Annotated in this window: 10 protein-coding genes; 3 read left to right on the top strand and 7 right to left on the bottom strand. The window is 31.4% G+C overall.

From position 1 onward, the window contains the following. Positions 1 to 6: 6 nt before the first annotated feature. The 4 genes from ACW0JX_RS27685 to ACW0JX_RS27700 form a co-directional block, all read right to left on the bottom strand. Positions 7 to 1,596 (bottom strand): hypothetical protein, encoded by a 1,590-nt coding sequence (locus tag ACW0JX_RS27685; protein ID WP_459245948.1) that lies wholly within the window; start codon positions 1,594 to 1,596, stop codon positions 7 to 9. A gap of 313 nt (positions 1,597 to 1,909) precedes the next feature. Continuing rightward, on the bottom strand, positions 1,910 to 2,881 hold the full coding sequence (locus ACW0JX_RS27690) for a sigma-70 family RNA polymerase sigma factor (protein WP_459245949.1): 972 nt from the start codon (positions 2,879 to 2,881) through the stop codon (positions 1,910 to 1,912). Between the two features lie 22 nt (positions 2,882 to 2,903). Then, positions 2,904 to 3,134, bottom strand: coding sequence for a hypothetical protein (locus ACW0JX_RS27695; protein WP_000533697.1), 231 nt, complete (start codon positions 3,132 to 3,134; stop codon positions 2,904 to 2,906). Positions 3,135 to 3,574: 440 nt separating this feature from the next. Further along, complete coding sequence (locus ACW0JX_RS27700) at positions 3,575 to 4,888, bottom strand: DUF3854 domain-containing protein (protein WP_000021185.1); 1,314 nt, start codon at positions 4,886 to 4,888, stop codon at positions 3,575 to 3,577. Between the two features lie 2,908 nt (positions 4,889 to 7,796). Between ACW0JX_RS27700 and ACW0JX_RS27705 the strand changes: the two genes are divergently transcribed. Then, positions 7,797 to 8,546, top strand: coding sequence for a MerR family transcriptional regulator (locus ACW0JX_RS27705; protein WP_000572415.1), 750 nt, complete (start codon positions 7,797 to 7,799; stop codon positions 8,544 to 8,546). 25 nt (positions 8,547 to 8,571) lie between these two features. On the opposite strand, the gene ACW0JX_RS27710 is transcribed toward ACW0JX_RS27705, so the two are convergent. From ACW0JX_RS27710 to ACW0JX_RS27720, 3 genes are all read right to left on the bottom strand, one after another. After that, positions 8,572 to 10,020, bottom strand: coding sequence for an FtsZ/tubulin family protein (locus ACW0JX_RS27710; RefSeq protein WP_001097024.1), 1,449 nt, complete (start codon positions 10,018 to 10,020; stop codon positions 8,572 to 8,574). Continuing rightward, a complete protein-coding gene (locus ACW0JX_RS27715) occupies positions 10,020 to 10,454 on the bottom strand; it encodes a hypothetical protein (RefSeq protein ID WP_001006721.1) in 435 nt (144 codons plus the stop codon). The genes ACW0JX_RS27710 and ACW0JX_RS27715 overlap by 1 nt, the downstream gene beginning before the upstream one ends. A gap of 577 nt (positions 10,455 to 11,031) precedes the next feature. Then, positions 11,032 to 11,718, bottom strand: coding sequence for a hypothetical protein (locus ACW0JX_RS27720; protein WP_002094243.1), 687 nt, complete (start codon positions 11,716 to 11,718; stop codon positions 11,032 to 11,034). A 538-nt stretch (positions 11,719 to 12,256) separates the two neighbouring features. On the opposite strand from ACW0JX_RS27720, the gene ACW0JX_RS27725 reads away from it, so the two are divergent. Both ACW0JX_RS27725 and ACW0JX_RS27730 read left to right on the top strand, forming a co-directional pair. Further along, entirely contained in the window at positions 12,257 to 13,807 is a 1,551-nt protein-coding gene (locus tag ACW0JX_RS27725; protein WP_459245950.1) for a replication-relaxation family protein, read from the top strand. Next, complete coding sequence (locus ACW0JX_RS27730) at positions 13,779 to 16,853, top strand: type IV secretory system conjugative DNA transfer family protein (protein WP_459245951.1); 3,075 nt, start codon at positions 13,779 to 13,781, stop codon at positions 16,851 to 16,853. The genes ACW0JX_RS27725 and ACW0JX_RS27730 overlap by 29 nt, the downstream gene beginning before the upstream one ends. The last annotated feature ends 152 nt before the right edge of the window (positions 16,854 to 17,005 follow it).

Genomic DNA, 17,005 nt, shown 5'->3' on the forward strand with positions numbered 1-17,005 from the left:
CATTACTTAACCTGCACTTATAGTTGCAACAGATGTAGCAGAACTATTAGGTGTAGAATTACTAATTTTTTCGAGTAAATCTTTATTTCCAACCTTTTGAGCAAACTTTTTAGCTTCCTCAGATTTATTTAATTTCAAATAACTATTAACAATAATTCCTTCTCTTCTACCATCTAGTGGCACTTGATCTATTAATTTGATAACTTCTTCATGTTTGTTATCTAACGCAGCAATTTCAAAATTAATTAGTGAATTTTTAGTTTTAAGTTCTTTTACCTTTTTCAAGTTATCAACAGCTATATAATATGAAACTACTGATTCTGCAAAATCTTGCTCTAAGTCAATAGCCTTTTGTGCTTTACCGCTTAAAAGATAAGTAAATAAAACTGCCTTTTTATCTTCTTTTCCTAACTTTTTATAATCCACTTTATCAAATTCCAAGGCAGCATCTTGATATTTTTGAACTGCAGATAATCTTAATCCATTTATTAAATTCACATTAACTTCTAAACTATTTACATCATTTGCAGATGCAGCCTGTAAATTCTTCAAATTACTAAAGGTAAGACCTGCTAATATGAATAAAACAATCGATGCGATTCCTATAATAGCGTACTTATATTTTTTTATATTATTTAGGATTCCTTTTTTATCTATTACTACTTTCTCTTCATGTTCAGGTTTAGTTTCACTTAGTAGATCTCTTTCCTTATTTAAATTAATCTCATCACTTTCTGGTTCACTTTTAGCTACAACTATTTTTTGTCTCTGTTGTGCTTCTTTTATTTTCTTTTCTTCCTCTAATCTTCTTTTTCTTACTTCTTCAAGTTTTCTCTCTTCTTCTTTCCGTCGAGCTTCTACCTCTTTTCTTGCTTCTTCTTCGGCCCTTCTATGCGCTTCTGCTTCTGCTCGTTTTCTTGCTTCTTCCTCTGCTTTTCTACGCACTTCCGCTTCTGCCTGGTTTCTTGCTTCTTCTTCGGCTCTTCTACGCGCTTCTGCTTCTGCTCGTTTTCTTGCTTCTTCCTCTGCTTTTCTACGCGCTTCCGCTTCTGCCTGGTTTCTCGCTTCTTCCTCTGCTTTTCTACGCGCTTCCGCTTCTTCCTGGTTTCTTGCTTCTTCCTCTGCTTTTCTACGCGCTTCCGCTTCTTCACGTTTCCTTGCTTCTTCTTCTGCCCTTCTACGCGCTTCCGCTTCTTCACGTTTCCTTGCTTCTTCTTCTGCCTTTCTACGTGCTTCCGCTTCTGCTCGTTTTCTTGCTTCTTCTTCTGCCTTTCTACGTGCTTCTACTTCTTCACGTTCCCTTGCTTCTTCTATTTTTAAATCATTTTCAGAAGTGCCTGCCTGTTTTTGAATTGTAGTGATCCAATCAAGAGCTGGGTTACTATTTGAAGATTCATTTTTAGGTGAATTTACATTTACACTTTCTTCACGTTGGTTCCGCGGTTGTTCTGAATGCTCTTGTGGTATTTGCTCACTTATTGTATCTTTATAGACATCCTCATATTGTTCTTCTTCCTCTGCTAGTAATCGCTCACGTCGTTCTTTTTCTTGTCTAATCCTTTCTTTAATTACGTTTCTTTTTCTATTATTATGCATATAACAACAATGGCCTCCTTTCTATTGGTACCTCATAAATGAGAGTAATTAAATTATTTATCCTTCATAATTAATCATGAGATATTTCTATAGAAAAACTAAGGAAAAATAAAGATAATATTATTTTTTTAAGCATGATAAATAAAAAAGGATAAACAGGTAGCACCCATTTATCCTTCTTTTTATTTTACATCTATTGAGTTTTTAGTACATGTTATCCCCTTAACACACCCCTTTTTTAAAAATTTCAGACAGAAAAAGGATACAACACGCTCGTTATACTGTATATTCTGATGAATACAAAAATATATTTTCACACCATATTAAGTTCATCCATTACTTTCAACTTTTCATGTAATAGATTAAAAATTTCTTCTTTATAGTCACATTTCTTCAATTTTTTAATTGCTTCATCCTTTATTTGTGACACTCTTTCAGTTGTTATCATAAGTGCTTTTGCAATTTCTTTATGCAAATATACTATACCATCTAGAAGACCAAAACATAGATTTAGTACCATCTTTTGCTTTGGGTTTAATACTTCATCAAATATTAACCATATCTCGTAATTTAAGTCTTCAATTACCATCTCATTTGTTGACGGAATTGCTGAACTATCATCATAGAATGGATTTAATATACCTATATCTTCATTTATTGTATCTACATCCAAAGTAATAGTAGTAGCTCGCTTATAATATACGTTGTGCTTAATGACTGTTTCGCTAGTTACATTTAACTCTTTTGCTACTTCTTCCACTGAAGGGGTTCTGTTGTACATTTGTAGATATTTATCTTCTAACTCGACATATCTTAAATTAAATTGATTCACATAATTAGGGATTTTAAAAGATCCGGACTTTTTTTTACATATAATTCCTAACATACTTTTTTGTATCCACCAAAAAGCGTACGTGGAAAAGCAATACCCTAATGCCGGATTAAAATCTTCCATTGCCCGTAACATTCCCTCATTACCTTCTTGGACCAGATCATCAAACTCTATATCAGGGTGCTTGTTTTTGTACTTTCTTGCAATAGATAATACTAGTCCTACATTCACATGAAACAAATACTCACGTAGATCCTTTTCACCATGTTTGTACCGCTGAAATAATTTTAAACTTTCTTGTTTTGATAGTACCTTATAATTCCCAATTTCCTTAATTTCAAAAGTGTTTTCTTCTAGATTTGCCATTGGCTTAATACTTCTTGCAGTAGAACCTTGTGTAATAGTTTTATTTAATGAATCATCGCGATTCAAGCTGCTATATGATTGATTCATACCTATTCCTCCCTTCTCATTTTTAACGAATTGTTTCTAAAAACATTTTTGTCTCCTTTTGTACGTTACTAATCAACTTACAATTCCTTGCGCATGTATTGGCAACTTCTTTATGTGCTTTCGTTTTTCTCAATTCTATATAAATATCGCATCCTTTGCAGATGCTACTAATACCTTCCATTATTTCTAATTGTCTTCTTCTTTCATATAAAAACTGCTCTTTTGTTTTCTTCTCGCTTACTCGTCTCCCCATTTGTTTCACCTCGTATACATGAATAGTATTATTTATTAATTAAAAACTACTATCGGTATTACATAGATACGAAACTTCGCCTTCAAAACTCTTCCAAATTTCTCCTGTATGTATATGATATAGGATTATAACAAAATGTAAAATAAATTATTCTAAAAATTTCAAAAAATACCAGGATATTAAAATATCCATCATTTACTTATGATTAAACTAATTATATTTATATAAATCTTGATAATCATCAAGGTTTATATATACAATTTAAACCCTGATGACTATCAAGAACACGTATAAAACAATGGATGTATTGTATTTTTCTATACAATACATCCCTCGATTTTATAAAACCCACTCATTCTAGTTATAGTATAGAAAAGTACTTAATCATTTCTACCCCTTATTAATATATATATCTTAATTTATTTCAATAAAAATAGCGTTTATCTCACTTTCTCTATTGCTGGAATATAATCGTTTAACAGTAAATCATCTAGCCCCTTTCCAAGATTAATATCCCAACTTGCATAATTAATACTTATCCCTTCTTGATAAAGCGCTTGCGCACATTCTAATAACGACCGTTGAACATCTGAATTTGTAATCATGTCCATATCTAAAGCGAACGTCGCCTGTTTAACTCCCATTTTTTTTAATGGTTCAATTAATATTCTCCATACTTTAACCCCTGGTATTGATACAACTGTGGTACCATACATTACTTTTTCCTCATTTGTTAGAAGCTCCTCTAAGTTTTCAGCAGAAATATCAGATTTTAGACTCCCTTCTGAAATCCATACATTATCCTTTTTTATTAGTTCTCCACGTTCCAAACTTTTCAACTCTCGACTAGGTACTGCTACATGTATTGGCAATGGGTTCCCAGCTGCTGTTCCATGGAATTTCCCACCTGAGCTGATCCAAATATATTTACTTTCTAACTTTAATTGTACTTCACCTAATTTTTCACCTTCATAATTAATCTCATACCATTCTGTAACATCGATTTTACCTTTAAATATAGACTCTATCTTCCCATTGATTTTATAGGTCACCTCTATAGTATTGGGCTGCTCAATAACTTCTGCCTTAAAGCTTGGTTTATGATTTTTTACAACTGTCATATATTCAGGATTATCAATTCTACATTGAAAACCGCATATCTGATTATATATATTTCTCTGCGGTATTAATAAAGAATCTCTCCTTCCTGCAAACGTAAAATATCTTCCATCCTTTGTTTCTTTTGCATAAAATCCTGGAATTCCAACAATATAGCTTGTTTTCCCCCCTACTTTTTTTATTAGCTCTTTCGTAGTATCCCAAGGTTTAATAGGAAAACTTTTGTAATTTCTAACATTTATTACTTCTCTTGTAATCCTACGTTTTGATCCCATTAACATTTTAATATGTTCATCTCGCACGTCTAAAAATTCTAGGAATAAAGTGTAAATAATATCAAGGTTGTAATCATTTTTCTTCTTATGTTCCTTAATCATCTGATTTTGAGAAAAGTCATATCCCCTTTTTTGATCTTCAGCTATTATATGTAAATAGCCTGCTTCCCCGAATACTGTTTCAGATGAAATTCGTCCACATATTATTTTAGTTTCAGAATCATTAACCATGCACCATCCTTGCTTACCACATATAGGGCACGTTGTTCTATAATATTCAAACCATCTCTCATTACTCCCCTTATTCATGCTTCTTACTGGCCTTAATATTCTACTTGCTGCTAACTTTTCAATTGACATCACATATCTCCTTTCCCCTTGAGCAAATAAAAAAGCCCTTTGGAATACGGAGGTTAAATACCACACAAACGTGTAATTTAATCCGTAACCCGAAGGGCTTCATGTAATCACTAGAAATTTAAAAAATTAACAAGTTATAATAAGAATATACTAAAAATTCTTTATTTAATCTAGAGGTTAATTATAATATTATTAAACTCCACACTATAATTATACATGGGCATCTCACTGCTTAACCCCCTTTGGACCTTTTGAAGCGAGAACTTCTTCGGAATTAGATACTATTTTAGCAATCTATATTTACTAAACTATAAGGGACCTCCTTATTAACCGTTCACTAATGGTTTTCTGCATACTTTTTTTGGTACAGTATAATCTCTACTAACCAATTAATTGCGCTATTAAGCACAATCTTGTTAACCATAATCAGTTTCTTGTAAATAATCATCATAACATTATATTTTGTTTGAAATTAATTAATTCTACCCAAAACCACTTTAGAATAAGGACTATAAAACAGTCATATAATTATCAATCTCATGTTGATACCAACAGAAAATCAATACATCTCACCTATATTTGACATTGATATATCAACTAAGATTAACATATCAAATGAAGCGCACCAACTTTATCACTAGTATCCACCGGTTAACATCAACATAACATTAACAAGCGATTACTTATCAAAAACGTTTGCACCTATCTAAACTTCAAGATTTATATTAGTTGAACATTAGTCCATTGCAACAGATTGCGCGGAAATAAGTTAATTAATAAACTACCTATAAAAATGTTTCAATGCTAGTAAGACATAAAAAAGAAACACCCTGAAACTATCAATCTCATGTTAATACCGAAGGAAAGATAACTGGTTTTTAACCTTTTCATTTGTTATTAACATATCAACTGAAATTAACATGTTAACTGACTGTTTTCTTTTGTTATCGATATCGTTTCGAATAAGATTGACATAACATTAACAATAAGGTGTCAAAAAAGAAGAATCATTTATAGCTTTCAAGATTTCAAAATCTATATCGGTTGAAATTTTTCTGCTGCGGCAGTTTTCTCGAAGTGAATCTAGTGACGATCTATCCTAGAAAATGACTTGACACCATCAAAACATAGTTGAAAATTTAATCGGGATAATAAATAATGACAGCATTTTACCCTTTATTTATCATTAACATATAGTCTAAAAACAACACATAGAAAGGAATGCTATCTATATTGTTAATGTCATATCAATAATTTTCATTTAACATTAATATGACATTAACAATTAAGTAGTTCAAATACGCATTAATACAGGTCTTGGCGATCTGTATTAATTATAAATTTATTTACTACAACAGTTTTCTAATGAAAAATCAAAAATACTCTAATAGAACTATAATTGCACATAGAAACTAACAAGAACTCCATACAGTTGATAGTTTCTTATTAGTGACACCGAAAAATTAACAGTTTTTCCTTTGTCTATCATTGACATATAACCTGAAATTAACATGTTAAGTGATTGTTTTCTTTTGTTATCGATATTATTCTGATTAATATTGATATAACATTAACAATAAGGTGTCAAAAAGGAGAAGTGTTTATAACTTTCAAGATTTCCAAAACTATATTGGTGATTTTTTTCTTCTGTGGCGGTTTGCTCGAAGCGAATCTAGTGATGATCTATCCTAGAAGTTGTTTTCACACTATCAAAAAATAGTTAAAATTTAATTACAATAACAAATGACGACGGTAATTCAATGCTTTTCAGCCTTTGTTTATCATTGATATATGGTCTAAAGGCGATACGTAGTGAGAAATACTGTCTATATTGTTAATGTTATATCAACAACTTTCGTTAAACATTGATATAACATTAACAATTATGTAGTTGTAATACGCATAGATGCAGATCTTGGATCTTCGAAATTTGCATTAGTTAAAAATTTATCTACCACAACAGGTTTCTATTGAAAAATTAAAAAAGAAAACATCCTAAAAGAAGAAATCATTTGTAATTGATATGTAACCTGAGATTAACATGTTAATAGAGCTAGTTATCTATTAATGGTAGTGTCCTATCAACTATCACTCATACGTATTGACATGACATTAACAATCATTGATTCTAAAGTTGAAAATATACATACAAATAGAGTTTTAGATTCTACATCTATTAAAAGGCTTTTTTCTATAGCAAAATTCACTGGATAAATCGGAGAAGATATCATTCTCGAAAGTATTTTGATAGTAACCAAAAACAATAAATCACTTTTTATTAATTCCGATTTAAAAGTGGCAATTGTATGAATCAATTTTGATTATATAGAGATCACTTGTAAGGGGTGATACCCCCTAGAAAAAGTGAGTTTATATTAAACCGCATAAAAGTACTTCAACAACCTATAATAGCCTTCACGTGCATTCTAAAGACCTACTGAAACCAATTAACTATACCGTTCATGGTTTTCTAATATCGAGTATCATAAATTACAATAAATATAGGCCTTTATTTACTATTAGTATGGGCTTTTCGCTTTAGATTTATACATACTTTTTAGTTTTTAAGTCTTTAAGTTTAATGCTATATCCTTATAATTTATTTACAAATCACTAATATTTTCTTATCATTAATATATTGTAGACTAATTTGTTAATTTCATAGCAACAATAATCACTAATAACTAACGGATTATTAACTGGACATTAGCAATAGTTAATTCCAAACCCTTATTTATCAACTTTATGTTAACAAGTGGTACTTTATATATCAATGACACATTTCATGTGAACGTCAATCGATAAAGGTATTGAGGTTTATATCGTCGAAAGACACTTAACATGTCAATCTCACTTTATATGTTAATTCCATTTTGCTATGGCCATTATATTTCAAGGAGGTACAACGATGATTGAACAAGATAACAAAAATACAACTGAACATATGGAGTCAAATAATACAAACTCTAGTCATGAAGATGCTTTTGAAAAAGCTTGGCGAATAACAGAGTTTTCAAAACTAGTAGGCCGACATCATAACACTGTATACAATTGGTTCAATATCCTAGAGGAAAAGGGGTTACACGGAACATTAAGAACCAATAATACAAATGAAAAGCTATATAACACACTGGATTTAGACATAGCTTTATTTATCAAGCTAAAAAGGGATGAAAAGTGGTCGCTAGATGCAATTATTGAGCTTTTACCACATCAATTTGAACTAAGACCAGTTTCTCCAGAAAATCAAACCAGTGAAGTCTCAACCCAATTAAACATGCAGGAAGCTGCAGCGACTATTGAAAAAATAGTAGAGCAAAAGATTCAAATGCATTTACAAAACATTGAATTAGAGTATCAAGGTAAGTTTGAAGATGCTATACGTGCAGTGCTCCCTGAACCAGAAGACCCTGAAATGTTAAAAGAGCGCCAAAGACAAGAAAGACTAGATAATATGATAATTCAACATAGAGCGCGTACAGAATTAAGAAAACAAGCTGAAAGAGAGTGGAGTTCACAACCAGAAGAAACTCGTATTAAAAAAGTTGGTTGGTTTAAAAAAGAGGAAGATCTTGCGAGAAAACAACTTTTCATAGAAAACTATATTGATGAGAACATGATTGAATACATGAAAAATGTAATGAAAACAGAAAAATAAGCCTGGAAAACTCCAGGCTTATTTTTTATTTTGTTCCGAACATCTTATCGGGATCCATAAATGCAGCTAATTCTTCATCATTTTGCGTTTGTGGTTCTTCATCTTTAACTGGTTCTAATTCAAAGTAATCACCAAAGTTAATATTGAAGTCATCGTCCGAGTCCTGCGCTTCAATAGTATTAATTTGTGACTTTGTATATTGAATTTGACTCTGTTTTTCCTTAAATTCGTTATATTCTTCAACTAATCCTTTAGATAAACGTGATGGTAGTGCATCTGTCTTATAGAAAGTATACACGCTGCCCATAAAGTCATTTTTACTCACTAAATAACCATTAAAAACAGTTCCATTGATTGGTAGTTTATTTGTCACTTCTACTTTTGCATCATCCATAAATGAATCATCAATGTTCTTCTGTTCATCTAAAATTGCTAACATACCAAAATGATGTACCTTCGATGCCTCTAAATCTCCATTTTCATTTGTCTTCATCAGGTCAATAGGGTGATGGAATGAGCTTCCTTTCAATGATTCTGAGAACATATCTACAATTTCTTCACTGTTTTCAATTTGATTCATATTACGTGAAATCTTATTAATTACTAAACAGCCTGTTCTTTCTAGTAAAATTCGTTTAAAGTCCTGAGAATCTAGAATTACTGATGTTCCTGAACCATTTGCAGCTGTATTTAACTCATGAATAATATCTCCAATGCGTTGATTTGCATAGTCGCGTGAGTTTCCAATGCCTTTTTTCTCATTTTCGTTTAATCCCTTAAACTCATCATAGAAGTGTTGGTTATCTGCAAATACAACAAATGCAACGCCTTTCGCTGGATCATTAGCTAACTTCCAAATTTCTTGTGAAAATTTATTCACCTGTCTTAGTACATCAGGCCCATCCGCCCTAACTGGAAGTGTAACTACAATACCCATTTTAATGAAATCTTTACGCTCAATAGCATTATTGAAAGCAATTCTTGCATACTTTTGTTGATTTTTTATTAATTCTTCTCTAGGAATTTTCATTGCCATACTTTTAAGTTCTTCAGCAATTACAGGTTTATTATGAAAAGCGGAGAATTCTTCAATTGCTTGAATAATTGTAGATGTACCTGTACCACCGCCTAAACCTGCAAAAAATAGTACTAATTCATCAGTTGGTCTAACACGTTCCGTTATAAATTCTTTTAATTTATCTTTAGCTTCTTCATTAGATTCTAAAACCTTTACAGCACGCTCAGGATTCTTACCCAAACCACCTAATTTTAGTGAAACTTGGTTACTTTTCGGCACATTTTTCAGTTCAGCTAAATCCCCATCATTACTATTCAAGGCTAGGCAATTATAAACTGCTGTACCGTCTGTATGCTTATACTCAGCAAACTTATCTACCATTCTAGTTCCAGCTTGACCAAAACCAACCATAGTCATTTTCACAGCTACTTCGTTTTTCAGAAAGTTTTTTGCCATTATTTTATCTCTCCCTTATTCTCATTACTTTTTTTACGTTTCCCTAATTCAACTAATACTTGTTGTCCCCTAATAGTTGAAATTAAAAACTTATACGGATGCATAATTTTTTCTGTTATTAATGACATTGAAGCTAAAGTAGCAACACTACCTTCTGCCGATCTTCTTGAAATGTTAGTTCTTTCAAGTTCTAATGAATAGGATTTACCCTTAGGTTTCTTTACTCTCCTATCAATAACAACACTTTCTACTATTTCATTTATTGAGATTCCTCTCATATACTTTGTCTCTTGGTATTGTTTGTTTACTTGAGATCCTATGTAATGAAATACATTGTAGAGTATTTCGTCTCCTTCAATAATGTCTGCAAACATTTCCACAACTTCTTCAGTGAATTTGTTTTGTTTATATTTTTCACTTAATACCTCGTTCAAGTTGTCCCCCCCTTAAAACGTTGGTTAATTATTCCTAAAAATATATTACATCATTGTAAGACGTATATCAAGTCATTATATATAAGACTTATATTAAGTTGTTATATATAAGACTTATATAATATTTACAAAATGTAAAATTGATACAATGTCCTATATATCAACGTCAAATATATAAGACGTATATGAAAGTCGTTCATATAAGCAGTAAATAAAACATGTTAATATCAGGTTTCATATAACTAACAATAACCATTAAATAATAAATATGAGTGCAGTATTTATGTATATTTTAATCTAGAATTATAATTCCAATATATAATACTCCTAAAATAACGTACTATTATCATGGTCATTTGATTTATACACCTTATATATACGAACTACATATAAGACGTATATATAAACACTTATTATTAAAGGTTTTATATGATTTTATATTAATTTCATATCAATAGAATATTACCACGGATTATTACACGACTCATTTAAAGGTCTTATATGAAAGACTTATAAATAAAACGTGTATATAACCCTATAAAAAAAGAGTAATACTTTTTAAGTATTACTCTTTTAACTATATAGTTTTATATAAAACACTTAGTTTATTGAAAAGAACTTCATGATCTTGCTTCTTATTTACCAACTCATTTCTCCCTTTGTTGTCAACAGAAAGGAAAGGGGATGTTAATGTCATATTATATTTAGTTATTTCTTTTATTAATTCTGTAGTAATTTCAGAGATTTGCAGGAATAATACATAAAATTGTGATTCATTTTCATTCAATTGGCTAGTTTTATAGTTAAGTTCTACAAACTTGTCAGTATAACTTGTCAATTTCATATCAATATAATCTCTATAACTAACATGTGAAGTCATAATGCTGTTAAACTCAGCTAAATTAAATAATTTCTTTGTTAGACATAGGTTTACTAAATAAATCCTGTATAAAGCTTTAAATGAAATAACATATTTAGCTCTTTTTTTTATTAATTGGATGTATTCACCGTATTTGTTAATTAAATATCTTAACTGATTTGATTTTATCCTCAAAATTCTACTAACCTGTGAGGTATTATACGTTTTATAAGGATCTAGTGCTGCAAACTGTAATGGAATTATCTCATACTCATTATTTAATGTGTTGATTACTTTAGTATAAAGAAAGTCTGTTTCAAATTCACTTTGTATTATCCTTGTTATTAACCCATATTCTGTGTTCCAATTCCGCATTTTTTCACCCCTTAAATCAGATTGTAACATGCAAAATACGAAATATACACAATTTTCATTTACTTTATTATGTTTATTTACTTATTTCTTTTATGATGTAATTTTTCCTTCTGACAAACGGATACCTCTACAGAATTAAATACAATTCTGTTTAATACTTAATTTTATCCATGCAAAAGTATATTCACTGTACATTTTAACTATTTTTGATACTCTACACCTACATGACGAAGTACATATGACGAATCCTTTTTTTATCATTAGAGTTCGTCATATGTTCTCTTATCAATGTCGAAGAATATATGACGAACTCTAATAGAAATTTTCTACTTGATATCATTAGATTTAATTACCCACACCTGACGAAATGATATATGTTTTTAAACCGAGAGTTCATAGGGGATAATGGGTTACTTTTTTGTAAATTTCAGTTAAAATATACTTTAATCATTTTTATGTACTGAACTGCTTAATTTATCTAACATTAATTACGTTCATTTGTTGACAATTGCACTCAATTTTATGCAAGTTTCCGTATATTATTTTCATATCAAGGGAGTGTTTAAAATTGAAAAAATCATTTGATTATACCGTTAAATATATCGTCGGGGAAAATGATCGTGGAGTTTATTTTAATCGTTCTGACATTTTTACAGTTTTATTTTTATATGAACAACGAACAGTATCTCAAATTCAATTAAGAAAATTTTATGAATTGATAAGTGGGGAGCCAATAAGTCGAACTACATTTTCATCAAAGTTAACTAAGTGGGCAAAAATGAAATTAATAAAAAAAGAAAATATAAGTGTGAGAAAAAAGCGTGGCTTTACATTGGATTTCGTTTCTATAGCTTCAAAGGGAACAGAAGTATTATATCGTTTAAAATTAATTACTGATTACACCACCTCGTTTGTTACCAAAAGGCAATATGAACACAATATAGCTATTACACAATTTGTGCTAAATCTACTTGAAGCAGAATCCCAAAATGAACATACCGGTGCAATTGTAGGTGGTAATGGCGATTATCTTTTTCCATTAAACTCAATTGTGAAGCAAAACTTACATTTACCTAACCTAATGTATTCCGATTCAAATGATGTTTACTTCTTATACGAAGATGAAGAGTATCGCGAAATGTTTCAGCCAGAACTTCAACCCGTTTCCTTCCAAGCAGATCTACCTCAACTCGTTTATTCATTTCGTCCATCTAAAGAGTTTTACCTAGATTCAAAGGGAAACCCATTAATCATTCCTGATTGGGTTCTTACATGTAACGATTCTATTATCAATATTGAAGTTGATACAGGAACAGAAAACATTCCATTTCTAGAAAACAAGCTAAAAAAATATCTTGATATCGCTGCTTCTAATCCGTCTAAACAGTTTTACGTATTATTTTCAGTAATCGATGATTCCTATCACACAATTTCTACTTACAAAAAAAGAACTACTCGTGTAACAAATTTAAAAAAGGCTTTCAGCAATATACCACGTTTAAGTGTAGTGAATAACCTAAATGTTTACGTAAGCAATATGGGTGGATCTGCACTTGTAATAAATAATATTCTTCATGAAATTCGCGAAATTAATAGTTTAAACAAAAGTCATTTGCTCAAAAAAATCGCTGAACGTTTAAACATAAATTCTTCTTTCCCTTATTCGGTAGAGTGGATTTCTAATAAAAATGAAATTCAAGCGAAGGGGATTCAACATTCTAAACTACTTGAGCTAACAGATGACATTTTGGTATTACGAAAAAAAGCACCTGATGAAGAAAAAAAATCTTTAGATTACTTAGAAATATTATGTATATTAACAATACTTAAGGTAGGGGAGGTTAATACACACTTTAAATTACAGCAATTATCAGGATTGTTGGCCATGCAAAATCAACACCGAACATTAAACCCAATTAAGATTTTGGGGATATATGAAGCGGATGAATTAGAGCATGGGCAGCAAGCCATTTTTACTGATTTGTATCACAATTCCATAGCACCAGAGAATATATTATTGGCTACTTCTGCTGAATTGCTTAATTTCACCGCTGCTTTTTATTCGTTAAAAGAGAGGGTGAAACAAGAATTTGGAGAATGCAGTTCAAAAGAATGCTGAACTCAATAATGCACCAGGTAATGGGGAGGATCCAAAAGCCGGAAAGAGCAAAAAAAATTCCTATACAGTTACAATCGATATTACAAAAAGCTGGAAATATCGTTTAGCAGCCCGCTCATCTTACTATGTTGTGACATTACTACTTCTGCTAGCTTGGTATTTTGCTTTTAGAGGAATTTATAAATACGCTTCTTTCTGGTCGATACAAATGGGGGCTTCATTACCTACTTTAAGTATCTTCGGTAATCCATTTGAAACTAATTATTACATTGAAACCTTTTTTAGCTTTTGGATTTTAATTTATACTTGGCAACTATCAACCAAGGTTAAGACCTACCAGGAGATAAAGCGTAGATGGTTTATATTCTCGATGATGTTAGTTGGTATAGTTGCCCAGTACTTATGGGCGTTTAGTGTTCCATTAGCTAAGATATTTATTCCATTCTTAAACTCGAAAGCTGGAGAGGTTTCACTAAATGACAAAGGATTAGAAGATACTATCCTTTCAAATTTCAGTAATATCATGCACCTTGTATTTGCTATACCTGTATTTATTATTATTCTCGTACTCTTATGGCTCTTTAAGATTTTTTATGAACATAAAAAAGAGCTTTTAGATGAATTCGGAAAATGGGAATACGTATTTAAAATACCTGGTTGGATGCTTTCCTTTTTGAATGATGATCGCCAACGAAAACTTGCTACTTCATTACACAAATTTTTCACTGAAAAAAATCCATCAAAATTGCCAGAACCCGATATCTTTCTTGGTCCTAACAGTGCTACACGGGAAATGGCAGTTATTCAGGGCAAGTCTTTAACACTTAACATAATGATCATCGGTAATATTGGTACAGGTAAATCAGCTGCACTAGGTTTGCCAATTGCCAATCAAATTCTTGACTATATGGCTTCAATGATTAATAACTTTAAAACCTTATATGCAAGAAAAGATTATCATTCAGAGGATGTAAAAGGAACGCAGGTAAATGGTCTTACAGTTATCGAGCCATCTAACGACTTCTGCGAAAAAGTATATAAATTGGTATTAGCACACAAGATTCCCGAAAGTGTTATTTTCTATTTAGATCCAACAAATCCTGATACCCCTTCAATAAATTTCGTACGTGGTCCAGTTGATAAAGTTGCTGAGATGTTATGTTCAGTATTAACGGGGCTCTCTGATAATGGCGCAGGAAATCCTTTCTTTGTTCAATCTGAGCGTTCGCATCTTAAACAACATATTTACTTGTTAAAACTCCATGATTCAAAATTTGAAGCTAGATTTGAACATTTAATTGATTTGTATAATGATGCTAATCTCGTTTTTGAGATGCATCTCAAGTTAAAAGAGCGACTTCCTAATGATATTGAATCTATACCTGATAGAGATGAACGAAATCATTGGCGCATAATGAAGCAAGTTGATGAATGGTTTGATTTAAATTATGTACCTGAAATTTCTGGCGGTCGTGGGGGAGGGGAAGTTGTTTATCATACTGAAGGGAAATACTATGGGCAGCCAAAGATTATTGATAAACAAGAAACCTTCGTTCGTGGTTTACGAAACACATTAAATGATATTTCAGCTCAACCTCTGCTCCGTCGTGTATTATGTGGTCCATCAGATTTTGACTTTGAAAAGCATTTGGAATTTGGAGGTATCCTTTTAATCAATACAGCGAAAGGGGAACTTTCTGACCTATCTGATGTATTCGGTAAATTATGTTTATATGCAGTGCAAAATGCTGTTTTCCGTCGTAAACCTAACGTATCTCCATACCATCCTGTTTTAGTCGATGAGTTTGCAGATTACATTTATAAAGCATTTAAAAGTTTTCCTGCTCAATCACGTAAATATAAAGCTCCTTTAATTGTTATTGCACAAACCATTAGTCAATTAGCAATTGAACATGGCCCAAGATTCATGGATATCCTGTTAGGAACATTTCGTAATAAACTTGTTTATGGTGATGTTACAAATGAAGATGCTAAATTGTTTAGTAAGCTAATGGGTACGAAAACAATTTATGAGGCACGTGAAGGTGATCAAGAAGTTGATATGGTAACAGCTGAAACGAAAACACAAAGTACACGTAGAACATCCTACTCTTATTCGAAACTAGAGGTACCCATCCTTTCTGAAAATGATATCTTAATTCAAAAAGCATTCCAGTGTGCTGCTAAAATCGTAAAAGATAATGCTCCACAAGGAGGAATACAAGTAAATGCTAACTTTGTTCCTGCCTCAGAGTTTAAAACAGCTAAGATTCAAGTTGATGCAGAAGCAGCTGCTTATTGGTTAAAAATTCGTGAAGAGTCATTGAATGAGGAAATAAAATATGATGATTATGTCACAGATACAGATATTGATAGTGAAGAAAATGTAATTGAGGAATTGAGTACACCTAAAACGGCACCTACTGCAATAGAAGGCTGGTTACAAACGTTAAATCCTGATACTTATGATCTTTATACTAATGAAGAAGATACTGACAATAAAGGCGAGTTAACAAATGGTCAGTCTGTGCAAGATTACTCAAGAAATTCTGCTCCTAAGCTAGAAAAGGAAAGTACTACAGTATCAATTGCTACTTCTACTTCAACAGAACCCGCAAAAATTAATGAAGTAATCAATGTTCAAAAAGAAAATGTACCAGACACAAGTAAACATAGAGAACCTATTGAAATTAACAAAAAAGCATCAGTTATTACTGAAACCCCAATAGAAGTGCCAAGGGCGAAGCATACACCACAATATAGAGAGCCTGCTTACACATCGACTGTAACTCATAATCAGCAAGAACAGGAAATTCAACGAACTGCAGAAATTAATGGTAAAAATACAACATCTAACTTAACAATGCAATGGTTACAACAAATGGCTGATACTGTTCCTCAAGATGATGAAAATACATTACCTTTAGATGAAATGGAAGGTGGCTCTCGTCTTCACAATCGTAAAATAGCAGAAGTAACTCCAGAAAGTGCGGCAATTAAGGATAAACTCAGTCAATATATCGAAGGTGACATTGATCCTGATTAATATACTAAGCTTATAACGAATATTTCTACTGGTAAAAAGGTGTGGGGCGTAAACTCATACCTTTTTATTATTTCATATGTAACTTTCCCTAAGGGGATCATTTCTTTATGCTAAAATTTAATTGAGTTTGTGTAGAAGGAGAAAATGGATTA

The organism is Bacillus sp. C-3-6 (genome assembly GCF_054509685.1).

Coding starts and splice junctions, on each gene's coding strand:
- ACW0JX_RS27720 (WP_002094243.1), bottom strand. CDS start 11,718: ATGTTACAATCTGATTTAAGGGGTGAAAAAATGCGGAATTGGAACACA.
- ACW0JX_RS27695 (WP_000533697.1), bottom strand. CDS start 3,134: ATGGGGAGACGAGTAAGCGAGAAGAAAACAAAAGAGCAGTTTTTATAT.
- ACW0JX_RS27705 (WP_000572415.1), top strand. CDS start 7,797: ATGATTGAACAAGATAACAAAAATACAACTGAACATATGGAGTCAAAT.
- ACW0JX_RS27700 (WP_000021185.1), bottom strand. CDS start 4,888: ATGTCAATTGAAAAGTTAGCAGCAAGTAGAATATTAAGGCCAGTAAGA.
- ACW0JX_RS27690 (WP_459245949.1), bottom strand. CDS start 2,881: ATGAATCAATCATATAGCAGCTTGAATCGCGATGATTCATTAAATAAA.
- ACW0JX_RS27685 (WP_459245948.1), bottom strand. CDS start 1,596: ATGCATAATAATAGAAAAAGAAACGTAATTAAAGAAAGGATTAGACAA.
- ACW0JX_RS27710 (WP_001097024.1), bottom strand. CDS start 10,020: ATGGCAAAAAACTTTCTGAAAAACGAAGTAGCTGTGAAAATGACTATG.